Annotated in this window: 2 protein-coding genes; one reads left to right on the top strand and one right to left on the bottom strand. The window is 39.1% G+C overall.

Features of this window, described 5'->3' with window-relative positions:
- The coding region (locus BMG01_RS10645; RefSeq protein WP_143472306.1) for a DDE-type integrase/transposase/recombinase at nt 1–408 on the top strand (408 nt) is incomplete at its 5' end.
- Here BMG01_RS10645 and BMG01_RS10650 read toward each other — a convergent pair.
- Nucleotides 405–967, bottom strand: a 563-nt coding sequence (locus BMG01_RS10650; protein ID WP_143472117.1) for an IS30 family transposase, incomplete at its 5' end; no start/stop codon positions are given. The genes BMG01_RS10645 and BMG01_RS10650 overlap by 4 nt on opposite strands.

Raw genomic sequence — 967 nt, forward strand, 5'->3', positions numbered from 1 at the left:
GCTTGGAGCATGGACATCACTTATTTAAAGTTGAGTAATGGTCAGTGGGTCTATTTAGCGTCAGTTTTAGAGTTACAAACGCGTAAGATATTAGCCCATCAAATCAGTGCCACGATGGATACCAAATTGGTAGTTACAACACTACAAAGATCGCTGTCAACTGATAAAAAACCAAATTATTTACACACTGATATGGGCAGTCAGTTCACTAGTTTTGGCTTTGAAAATTTGTTAAAGCGACATAAAATTGATCATTCGTATTCAAAACTAGGACATCCATATGATAATGCCAAAATTGAAAGTTTTCACTCCCTATTAAAGCGTGAAATGATTTATCAATTCCGGTTTCCATCGATTGCACATCTAATTTTAGATGTGTCCAAGTATATGGTAGATTGCAAGAATTAACCGAACACTGCAAACTGCTGAAAAACCTTTCGTGGTGATTGCCAGTTGAGTGTTTTCATTGGTCTCGCATTGATCCAATGATTAATTTGATCTAATTCTTTGGCGCTAACTGTTTCAATTTTGCGTTCTTTCGGTATAAAACGACGGACGTATCGATTTAATATCTCATTACTCCCACGTTCTTCTGGTGAATATGGGTGCGCAAAATAGACTGGAATGCCTAGTTTTTGCTCGATTTCGTTATATTTTGCAAATTCTCGCCCACGATCAACAGTGATTGACTTGGCATTTTTGATCCCTTGAAAAAAATGAATTAAGACTGGTGTCACTGCCTGACTATTGCGCCCAGTGACCTGTCTCACGATATGTTGCCGGCTTAGTCTTTCAGTAATTGTCACCAGCACATCGCCACGTCTTTTACCCGATTGCATGGTGTCAACTTCAAAATGTCCAAAGGTTTGTCGTGCTTTCACACTTTCAGGTCTCGTTTCAATCGAACGACCATGCACAAATACTTGTCGTCTACCATCAGATTGACGCTTTTGACGGATACCTTTGT

The organism is Leuconostoc sp. BM2 (assembly GCF_002095565.1).
GTDB classification, from domain to species: domain Bacteria; phylum Bacillota; class Bacilli; order Lactobacillales; family Lactobacillaceae; genus Leuconostoc; species Leuconostoc falkenbergense.